Origin of the sequence: Chitinophaga sp., from assembly GCF_036569185.1 — a bacterium.
In the GTDB taxonomy this organism is placed as follows: domain Bacteria; phylum Bacteroidota; class Bacteroidia; order Chitinophagales; family Chitinophagaceae; genus Chitinophaga.
The window spans coordinates 1-10490 of the sequence record NZ_DATCRD010000170.1 but is presented as its reverse complement, the minus strand read 5'-3'; the positions used below and the strand labels follow the sequence as shown (position 1 = coordinate 10490).

Sequence of the window (10490 nt, the reverse complement as noted above, 5' to 3'; positions counted from 1 at the left end):
GTATCCACATGTTCCCGCGGTACTTTGGTTTCTTCCGCAGTGCTGGAAATGGGAAGGTTATAACGGATCACCGGGATAGGGCCATATTGGCGCAGCAGCAACCAGTGGTAATAGGCTTTGAGGAAAATCACTTCTGCGCTCCAGCGGTCTTTTTCTGTTTGCCGCATGTCTACCACCTTATGAATATTTTCCATGAAGATGTTGCAATCGCGCAACGCTTTGTAGTACTGGGTCCAGTTACCCATATACACAATGTTGGCGCTCTGGAATCCCTGCGCTATCTGCCAGGGTATTTCACTGGTACTATAGGGGCGTACCATCCAGAACTCATCGCCCGCCACCAGTGCGGGGTTAGAGGAGAGGTCAGCACTGCTGGGAAGATAGGAGTAGCAGGTGAACAGGTATTTCTCTGCTTCTGCGCGCATGGTAAATGCGTTATCAATAGTGGCCACATTGTCGGGTACCACGTCCAGGAATTTTTTACAGGAAGCCGCGGAGAGCAGCAGTACGCACAGCATACACCATTGCAGGCAGCGGTTTGTATTGTATATAATGGAATGTTTCATTTTTGTATCATTAAACGGTGAATCAAAGTCCCAGTGTTATACCTATATTGATAACCCTTTGCACAGGATAGCCCAGCCCGTTGCCGCCCATCTCTACGTCCCAGGTTTTAAATTTGCTGAGGGCAAAAAGGTTAGAGGCGTTGGCATAAATGCGTGCGTTGGTCATGCGCACACGGTCCAGCAGGCGTTTAGGGAACGTGTATCCCATTTCAAGCGATTTTAAGCGGAGAAAATCACCGCTGCGCATCCACCAGGTGGAAGTCTGGTTATTATTGTTTACAAAGTAATCGCTGAGGCGTGGCCACATGGCGTAGAGGTTGCGGTTACTTTCGCTCCAGTGATCGTCGGCAATAGCCTGTAGCAGGCCATGCTGGCCGCCTCCGTTGAGCACAAAAGGCGATATTTCGTAAGAGTTGATCCAGAAGGAGGAGCGTGCAGAGCCCTGGAAAAAGAAGCTCAGGTCAACTTGTTTGTAACCAAAGGAGAACCCGAACCCATAAGTGATTTCCGGTGTGGTAGGCAGACCGATGGGCACTGCATCGGAAGCGTTGATCTGCCCGTCGCCGTTTACATCATGGTATTTGATATCGCCGCCCATTACTGCCTGTCCCCAGTTCTGGTAGGCGGAATTGGCTACTTCCTGTTCATCTACAAATAATCTTTCTGCTATATAACCCCAGGTCTGGGAAAGGGAATGCCCAACGCGGGAGCGATAGGGTTCCGGGTAAATAGGCTCTTCATTTACCAGCAGTTTACTGGTAGCATAAGTGAAGTTGCCGCGGAACTGCACAAAGGAATTGTTGTTAAAACTTTTCGTATAGTCGACAGAGAGATCCACCCCTTTACCGGAGGCTTCGCCCACATTGGCTTGTGTGGCGGCATTCAGTCCCATGGTGCTGGGAATGGTGCTGCGGGTCATGAGGATGTTGGTACGGTGCTCCTGGTATACATCCAGGATAACGTTCATGGCATGGAACAGGCCCAGTTCCATACCGAGGTTTGTTTTATATGATTTTTCCCAGGTGATGTCACGGTTCTCATAGCGGTTCACTGATACGCCCGGGCGGGAGTAACTTCTTCTTTCCCCGAAGGTGGCGCCTTTGTTGGCGTCGTTCATGCTTACGTCTGAGAGATAAAAGAAGCGGTCGCTTTCATTGCCTATCTGGTCGTTACCTACCAGGCCGAAAGTGGCGCGGAGTTTCAGTTTGTCTATTGACCTGGAAAATGGTTTAAAGAAGTTTTCGTTCTGGAGGTTCCAGGCAATACCGGCGGAGGGGAAGAAGCCGAAGCGGTGGTTGCTGGCAAATCTTTCAGATCCGTTGTAGCCGAAGTTAAATTCCGCCAGGTAGCGGCTGTCGTAATCGTAGGTGAACCTTCCGGATACCCCCTGGTTGCGGTGCGGCAGCGATGTTTGCAGGGTGCCGGCATTGGCGGTAAGATAGTTGCGCACCAGGCCAATGAGCATACCGGATACGTTATGCACTTTATTGAACTGCTGGTTATAGTTCACCGCAGCTTCCATATACGCGGTAGTGTTCAGTATTTTATCGCCTGGCTCATAGTCCAGGTATTCCGTACCATTGGTATTGAGTGAAGTAAGCGTTGGCGTTTTGGTGAACTGGTCGTACTTCATGGTATAGAAATAAGGCGTGTAGCGGCGCGTTACATCGAAGTAGGAGTAACGTTCCGTGTAGCCCATCATACGCGCGGTGAGGCCAGGCAGCAGGAATTTGAAGTCCTGTTTCAGTTCCACCTGTACCAGCAGGGTGGAGGTGTTGTACTGCTGGTAACCGGATACTGAATTCGCATAGGGGTTGTTATAAAGATTGCCGCCATCGCCGGGTAAACTGGCAAAGCCAGGTTTTACGGCGTTACCAAACAATGGATGTTTCAGTTCAGGTGCATAGCTGGCGGGGTATACTGCGGGAAACATCACGGGGTTGGCCCATACTGTTTGTGAAAAGAGGCCGGCGCCGCCGCCTACAGGTCCGTTATAATCGTCGAACTGCCCGTAGGTACGAACAATAGCCTGTGAAGTAGGGGTGAGGTTGATGTTTACGTTAGAGCGCAGCGAATAATTTTTTAGTTTGATGTTGCTGTTGAAGTTGTTCCGCTGGTCGATGTTCAGCACGCCGTTATCTACATTATAAGTACCGGCAATATAGAACTGCGCTACCTTTCCACCGCCTTTCAGGTTGAAGTTGGTGCGCTGGTTCACAGTGTAGTCTTTGATCAGCTGTTCTATCCAGTTGTTGTTGGGGTACAGCAGCGGATCATCGCCGGCGGCGGTATGATCTATTTTCGACTGGGAATATTGTACATCCTGCAAAGGAAAACGGGTAAGCACCGCTTCATTTGCCAGCTTCATATACGTGATGTTATCTGCAAATTTAAAATTGCGGGTATTGCTGGAGATAGAGTTTTCAAAGCGGGCATTGAAAGATGTTTTTGCTTCCACGCCGGATTTGGTAGTAACGAGCACCACGCCATTGGCGCCCCTGGCTCCATAGAGGGAGGAGGCGGTGGCATCTTTCAGGATAGAGAAACCGGCAATATCATCCGGTTGTAAACGGGCCAGGTCGTTGGTGCTGGATTCCATACCATCAATCAGGATCAGCGGATCCACTTTACCCGTACCAAAAGTAGTGATACCTCGTATGAAGAAGCTGGCATTGTCTTTACCCGGCTCCCCGCTGCGCTGGTAGGAGATCACACCGGAAAGGCGACCTGCCAGCATCGTGGTAAGGTTACTGGTAGGGCCTTTCAGCTCTTTGGGATTGATGCTGGTCACCGCACTCACCATACTGGTTTTTTTCTGCGTGCCATAGGCTACTACCACTACTTCTCCCACATCCGATACTTTTTGCAGCATGGTTATTTTAAGCAGCTTATCGTTCTTCACCTGTACGGCCTGCGGCTGCATGCCCACCATGGTGAAAAGGAGGCTGTCGCCAATATTGGCTTCAATGGTGAAAATACCCAGTTCATCTGTGAGGGCGTTGGTGCGGGATGTTTTATTTACTACGGTTACACCCACCATAGGCGCTCCGCTGCTTTCGGTTACCTGCCCTTTTATTTTTATGCGCGCTGTTTCCGTGGGAGCGGTAGCAGCGGGAAGTGTTTTTCTTTTAAGTACAATCGTTTTTTTAACGATGGTCCAGGTAAGCGGCTGATCCCTGAACACTTCTTCCAGTAATTGTTCCAGCGATACGTTCTCCTGTGAAACGCTTACTGGTTTTGCATTGTCTACCATCTGCAGATCAAACACAAATACATAACCGGTTTGTTTGCGGATAGATTTGATTACCTCCGTTAGCGGGGCTGCTTTTACGTGCAGTGTTACGGGCTGCGCATAGCCGGCGGCGTGTGCCTGGAGGATGGCCGACAACAGCAGCAGGAAGGTTAGTTTCATAACGTAGAATAGTTTTTGGTTTGATGAAACACGCCACCGGTTACGGCGGACTTGCTGAAAAGTTTGCATCATTTGTTACTGCGATTTAGCATGTTAATAAAGGTTGATGACGATACATAAGGGCATAGCTACGCCTGAGCGTACCTGCCGCTGGTGGTTCTTCACTGTCCCGTAAAAGGCATTAAATGTTTAAACTGTCGTTAATTTTGGCTGATGTCTGTTTTTTTTCATGACTAAAAAGAATACGCGTGGTTTTTTTTACGGCCTTACTGTAATTGTTTTATTATCGATATTGAAATGAATGCTTCCTGTTAATTCCAGGGTGTGTAAAATATCCTCCAGGCTGTCTTGCCGGGAGAAGGTACCGCCAAAGGCTTTGTTGGTGATTTCTCCTTCATATATAAATTGTACATCGTACCAGCGGGCCAGTTCCCGCATTATACTTTTGATGTTGCCATTGAACTCAAAACGTCCTTCTTTCCAGGCAATGGCGGCGTCTACATCGGCATTGCTGATGCTGATGCCTTTGTGCTCCCTGTTCACCAATGCCTGTTGCCCTGGTTTCATGAGCCTTACGGTATTGCCGCTGATCACGTTCACGGCGCCTTCCAGCAGCGAGGTGCAGATGTTTTGTTCCTCTTCATAGGCCTTTACGTTGAAGTGCGTGCCCAGTACGGCAATTTTTATGGTGTTGGTACTTACAATAAAAGGTTGGCTGGCCTGTTGTGCTATTTCAAAATATACTTCTCCCTGGATGCTTACTTCCCGGGTACTATCGGTAAAGGCGGTAGGGAAACGGATGGAGGAAGCTGCGTTGAGCCAGGCTTTGGTACCATCCGGCAGTACTATCTTATAGGTACCTCCTTTATTGGTATACAGGGTATTAATGGTAGGCGTAACAGTTGTGTTGCTGGTATAGGAAAGCGTGTTGCCCTGGCGGTTTACGGATACGCCGGATTGTACATCCATGGCTGTATCCTTATGCTGTTCCAGGTCAATCACTGAGCCATCGCCACGTACCAGTCGGGCGCCTTCCTCTTTAGGTACAGGCGCATGGTTGCTGGCAATAGGCATATTCACCACTTTGGTTTTTACATACATTTTATATCCTGCCACCGCAATGGCGCCAAGCACGCAGGCGGCAACGGCTATACGTTGCCACACAGGCATGGTGCGAGCAGGAGCGGGCTGCGGTGTATCAGCGCCGGTTTGCATAATCTGGCGCAGCATATTGGCGGCGGTATCGTCCGGCATTGCGCCGGTTTCATCATCGGCCTGCAGGAGCAATTCGTCCAGCAGGTGCTTCAATTCTTCATCGTATGCCGTTTGTTCCATCAGGCGCATAAACTCCTGTTGTTCTTCCGGTGTACATTGCCGGGAATAATAACGGTTAAACAGGTACCTGAACCGGGATACTGTCATGAATAGCTATTTGATTAAGGAGACTATAAAATGAGACGGATGGGTTAGTGCAGTTAAAAAAATTTTTTAACAGCATACCCATAAGAGAATAAGGAACGTGTTGAGGTCCATCCGGGTGAGGCAAAAAGCGCGGATAGAGCGCATGGCATTGGCCAGGTGCACTTTAATGGTTTCGGGGCTCAGCTGCAGGCGGTCGGCAATTTCATTTCTTTTCAGGCCTTCTTCCTTGCTGAGTTTATAGATCAGTCCCTGTTGGGGCGGGAGCTGTGCTATTGCATGTTGCAGTATCTGTTCATATTCCTTGTGGAGAATATGGGCGTCCCTTACGCCATGCACCATGGTGGCGGATAGTTCGGTTTCCATAAGTTGTTCACGGGCCAGCAGTTTCAGGGAAGTAAAAATATGATTGCGCGTAGTAGTAAAAAGGTAGGCCTTGAAGTGACTGATCTCGTGAAGTTCATACCGCTTTATCCACATCTTCATAAAAACATCCTGTACAATATCTTCCGCCAGGGAAGCAGAATTTAAAAGACGGAAAGCAATAGCGTATATACGGTGACGGTAGTGATGGAACACCTCCGCAAAGGCATGATCATTGCCCTGAGCGAGGCTCAACAAAAGCTCCCTTTCATTGTAGGTGTTAATTTCCATACGTGGTTACAAGTACAACCAAATTACTTGATTTATGAATATCTTGTTAATCAAATATTCACTGCTATTAATAGTATTTTACCTTTTGGTAAAGGCGTTGAAAGATGGTCTATTGCATTTACCAATGTACTGGTTCCCTCCGGGTAACCACGTCCGCTATCCTGAAATGATTTAAATTAGCGGTTTAATGTGACACAGGAATTATGGAAATAGCAAATGAAGCAACATACCAGGCTGCCGCAAAGGTGTCTGCCACTATAGAAGCACATTTTAAGAAACATCTCTGCGCTGCCAGGGAAAACGGGGAGGATGATCTCGCCACGGTGCCGGCCGCCCGGCAGGTGGAGAAAATTATTGACGTGGCCTTCTGGGCCAGCTTACGGAAGGAGGAAGGAAACCCTATCCGCATTTCACTGGCGTTTTTACCTCCGGAACAGGCTGGCAAACCTTTACTGTTTGCAGAACCACTGCTGCTTACACCGCAGTTGCTCACCAAACTGGCGCCGGGCGTAGAACGGCCGGGCATCCACATTGGCGTATGGCCGGTGGGCGATGAGCTGTATGTATGGGGCACCACTATAAAACTGCCGAACCTTTGTTTTGTACTGGATGTATCCGAACCGGGACTACTGGTGGTGAAACACCGCCGTGCGGCAGGTTTGGGCAAGTTCACCAACGTGGCTATGCTGCGGGGCGACCAGGTAAAGGTGGTGAATGAAGATAGCGGGCTGTTGCCTGATAGTCCGCCTATACTCAAGTCCCTGCTGGGTTTAACGCCTTCCTGCTTATGGAACAACAGTGTAAACGTATTGATCCAGATCGCCGTATCCATGCGGGCGCATAAGCGCGGGGGCATATTGCTGGTAACGCCGTCTAACAGCGAGGAATGGCGGGAGTCTATCATCCACCCGCTGCAATACCCCATCAGCCCGGCTTTTTCCGGGGTGGCTGATCTGCTCAAATACGACGGCAAAAGCGTTACCGAGATCTTCTGGCAGAATGCATTGCGCCGGGAGGTGGAAAATATTACCGGCTTAACAGCGGTAGACGGCGCCACCATTGTAAACGACCGGCAGGAGCTGCTGGCCTTTGGCGCAAAGATCACCCGGGCCAAAGATGCGTGGCCTATCGATAAAGTGTTGCTTACCGAGCCTGTGGAAGGAGGCGTGCCTACGCTGATCCATCCATCGGCCATTGGGGGCACCCGGCATTTATCGGCCGCACAATTTGTGCACGACCAGCACGATTCCATTGCGCTGGTCGCCTCGCAGGATGGTTACTTCACCGTCTTCTCCTGGTCGGATCAGCAGCAGCTGGTACAGGCGCACCGCATCGATATCCTGCTGATATAACCGCTTATGCACAGATACTTCATTGTAAACAAGCCTTTTGACATGGTGTCGCAGTTTATCAGCTCGCATGAGGTGCGGTTGCTGGGTGAGCTGCCGTTCGACTTTCCAGAGGGCACCCATGCCATAGGGAGGCTGGACAATGATTCTGAAGGCCTGCTCATTTTAACCACCAATAAAAAGGTAACGCGGTTATTATTCCAGGGCGCTACCCCGCATGAAAGAACCTACCTGGTAAAAGTGAAGGGGCATATGAGCGGGGATACTTTGCAGCGTTTAAAAGAAGGTGTGCCTATCAGCGTGGCAGATGGAGCCGAGTATATCACTACGCCCTGCCGCATTGAAATAGTAGAGCGGCCGGAAGGATTGTTTGATCATCCGAAGGAACTGCCCGTGAATGCGCCGCATACCTGGCTGATGATCACCCTTACAGAAGGAAAGTTCCACCAGGTGCGCAAAATGGTGGGCGCCGTAAAGCACCGCTGCCAGCGGCTTATACGGGTATCTATCGAGAACCTGTTGCTCGGCAACCTGCAACCCGGCGAGGTAAAGGAGCTGCCGGAGGAAACGTTTTTCCGGTTGCTGAAAATCACCAACTACAAGGATTAATCATGATAAGCGAAGATCCCATTAGTTTACTGCCGGGTTTCTTACTAGGTTTGCCATTCGGACATCATGCTATAACGAATAATTTATGAAGAAGACTTTCTGGCTTGCAGGCGCTTTGTGTTTACTGCTGCAGGCAACTTTCGCGCAATCCGCGCGCTATCCCTTAATTCCTTACCCGCAGCAACTGGAAGCGAGAACCGGGTCGTTTGTGATCACGCCTGCCACCAGGCTGGTAGTACCCGCGGGCTTTACCACTGAAACCGCACAGTTGCAGGCGTTGCTGAAACAGGCATTGGGCAGGGCTTTGCCGGTGGCAAAACAGGCCGCCAAAGGCGGCATCGTGCTGAAACAAAACCCGGCGCTGGCAGGAGAGGAGGATTATACCATGGACGTAAGTGCGCAGCAACTGCTCATCACCGCCCGTACCGCCACCGGTTTTTTCCGTGCTATTCAAACGCTGAGGCAGCTGATGCCCGCCAGCATAGAAGGCGCGCATACATTGAAAAGCGTGGCCATCCCGGCTATGCTTGTAAAAGACCATCCCGCCTATGGCTGGAGGGGTATGCACCTGGATGTATCCCGGCATTTCTTCTCCGTTGATTATCTCAAAAAATTCATCGATCTGCTGGCCTTATACAAAATGAACAAGCTGCACCTGCACCTGACCGACGACCAGGGCTGGCGCATTGAAATAAAGAAATACCCGCTGCTTACTTCACAGGGCGCCTGGAGGGAATTCAACAACCAGGATTCCGTATGTATGCAGAAGGCCGCCGATAATCCTGATATGGCCATCGATCCGCAGCACATCATCAAAAAAGATGGTAAAACCCTGTATGGCGGCTTTTATACGCAGGAGCAGATGAAGGATATTATCCGCTATGCAGCCGATCGCCAGGTGGAAATTATTCCTGAAATAGATATGCCCGGTCATATGATGGCGGCCATCCGTTCGTATCCTTTCCTTACCTGTAGCGAGGAAAAAGGTTGGGGCAAGAATTTTTCCACGCCTATATGCCCCTGCAGTGAATCTACTTTTTCTTTTGCGGAAGATATTTTTACAGAGATCGCCGCTTTATTTCCTTCCAAATATATTCACCTCGGCGCCGATGAAGTAGAGAAAACCAGCTGGGCGGCTTCTCCCGCCTGTGCGGAAGTAATGAAGGCCAACAACCTGAAAACCGTAGAAGAGTTGCAGAGCTATTTTGTAAAACGCATGGAGAAATTCTTCAACAGCAAAGGCAAGGTGCTGATCGGCTGGGATGAGATCCTGGAAGGAGGGATCAGTCCTACCGCGGTGTTGATGTACTGGCGGGCATGGGTGCCGGATGCGCCCATTAAAGCGGCACGCCACGGCAATGCGGTGATCATGACGCCGGGCAATCCGCTGTATTTCGACGGCGTTCCCGATCGCAATTCCATCTATAATGTATATCACTTCAACCCCATACCCAAAGACTTAACGCCGGAGGAAGCAAAACATATCATGGGCGCGCAGGCCAATATATGGACGGAATATATCCCTTCTGAAAAGCGGGCCGATTATATGTTCATGCCCCGCATGACCGCCCTGGCGGAAGTTACCTGGACCAACCATCCTGATTACGAAGGCTACCTGCAACGGCTACACGCACATTACAAACGCCTGGATCTGCTGGGCGTACATTACCGCCTGCCTGACCTGGACGGGTTTACGGAAGACAATGTATTTGTAGACCCCGTAACCCTGCACGTACAGAAGCCACTAACGGATATGACTATCCGCTATACCACCGATGGCAGCATCCCGGATGCGCATTCCAAAGTACTGCCGGATAACTATGTGATCCGCGAGCCGCAATCCATTAAACTGGCGGCTTTCAGCCCTGCGGGTAATCGTGGTGATATTTACGCGCTCCGCTACCGCAAGGAAACTTATCTGAAGCCTACCGTAGTAAAAGATGCACGCCCGGGCCTGAAGCTGGATTATTTTGAAGGCTCTTACAAGAGCGCTGCAAAGATCAAGGAGCAGGCAGATAGCTCTCTCCGTGTAAGCAACGCCGTTATACCTGAAGGTATGGGCAAGGGCGGCGGGCCGTTTGGTGCGCGGGTGTATGGCTACATCAATGTACCCAGCACCGGCATCTACAGCTTTTACCTAACTGCCGATGATGGCGCTATTTTATATATAGACGACCAGGAAGTAGTGAACAACGACGGCTGGCATGCCCCATTCCAGAAAAGCGGGCAGGTGGCCCTGGAAAAAGGCTGGCATCCTATAAAAGTGGCCTTTGTAGAAGGCGGGGGCGGATACACACTGAAGCTGGAATACAGCCTGAATGGCAGCAAACTGCAACCTGTGCCGGATAGCTGGCTGGGAGCAGGGTTGTAAAGCATCGTTTAAAATATTGAAACGGGTGGCGGTAAGCCGCCCGTTTTTGTTATTTTTGACGCCATCTATGCGTACTATAAAAATATTCCTGTTCCTGTTAACCTTTGCGC

At 50.2% G+C, this 10490-nt stretch carries 7 protein-coding genes; 3 read left to right on the top strand and 4 right to left on the bottom strand.

The window, feature by feature from the left end; all coding sequences use genetic code 11:
- From VIM72_RS12705 to VIM72_RS12690, 4 genes are all read right to left on the bottom strand, one after another.
- On the bottom strand, positions 1-566 hold a 566-nt coding region (locus VIM72_RS12705; RefSeq protein ID WP_332003205.1), incomplete at its 3' end, for a RagB/SusD family nutrient uptake outer membrane protein.
- 22 nt (positions 567-588) lie between these two features.
- On the bottom strand, positions 589-3978 hold the full coding sequence (locus tag VIM72_RS12700) for a TonB-dependent receptor (RefSeq protein ID WP_332003204.1): 3390 nt from the start codon (positions 3976-3978) through the stop codon (positions 589-591).
- Positions 3979-4236: 258 nt separating this feature from the next.
- Entirely contained in the window at positions 4237-5400 is a 1164-nt protein-coding gene (locus VIM72_RS12695) for a FecR family protein (protein ID WP_332003203.1), read from the bottom strand.
- Between the two features lie 66 nt (positions 5401-5466).
- The gene (locus tag VIM72_RS12690) at positions 5467-6051 is read right to left on the bottom strand and encodes an RNA polymerase sigma-70 factor (RefSeq protein ID WP_332003202.1); all 585 of its coding nucleotides are present in this window, start codon (positions 6049-6051) and stop codon (positions 5467-5469) included.
- Positions 6052-6254: 203 nt separating this feature from the next.
- On the opposite strand from VIM72_RS12690, the gene VIM72_RS12685 reads away from it, so the two are divergent.
- The 3 genes from VIM72_RS12685 to VIM72_RS12675 all read left to right on the top strand — a co-directional run bounded on the left by VIM72_RS12685 (position 6255) and on the right by VIM72_RS12675 (position 10380).
- On the top strand, positions 6255-7403 hold the full coding sequence (locus VIM72_RS12685; RefSeq protein WP_332003201.1) for a putative sensor domain DACNV-containing protein: 1149 nt from the start codon (positions 6255-6257) through the stop codon (positions 7401-7403).
- 6 nt (positions 7404-7409) lie between these two features.
- Positions 7410-8009 carry a pseudouridine synthase gene (locus tag VIM72_RS12680; protein ID WP_332003200.1) on the top strand — a complete coding sequence of 200 codons (600 nt, stop codon included), beginning with the start codon at positions 7410-7412 and terminating at the stop codon, positions 8007-8009.
- An 85-nt stretch (positions 8010-8094) separates the two neighbouring features.
- On the top strand, positions 8095-10380 hold the full coding sequence (locus tag VIM72_RS12675; RefSeq protein ID WP_332003199.1) for a family 20 glycosylhydrolase: 2286 nt from the start codon (positions 8095-8097) through the stop codon (positions 10378-10380).
- Positions 10381-10490 lie beyond the last annotated feature (110 nt).

Coding starts and splice junctions, on each gene's coding strand:
- VIM72_RS12700 (WP_332003204.1), bottom strand. CDS start 3,978: ATGAAACTAACCTTCCTGCTGCTGTTGTCGGCCATCCTCCAGGCACAC.
- VIM72_RS12685 (WP_332003201.1), top strand. CDS start 6,255: ATGGAAATAGCAAATGAAGCAACATACCAGGCTGCCGCAAAGGTGTCT.
- VIM72_RS12680 (WP_332003200.1), top strand. CDS start 7,410: ATGCACAGATACTTCATTGTAAACAAGCCTTTTGACATGGTGTCGCAG.
- VIM72_RS12695 (WP_332003203.1), bottom strand. CDS start 5,400: ATGACAGTATCCCGGTTCAGGTACCTGTTTAACCGTTATTATTCCCGG.
- VIM72_RS12675 (WP_332003199.1), top strand. CDS start 8,095: ATGAAGAAGACTTTCTGGCTTGCAGGCGCTTTGTGTTTACTGCTGCAG.
- VIM72_RS12690 (WP_332003202.1), bottom strand. CDS start 6,051: ATGGAAATTAACACCTACAATGAAAGGGAGCTTTTGTTGAGCCTCGCT.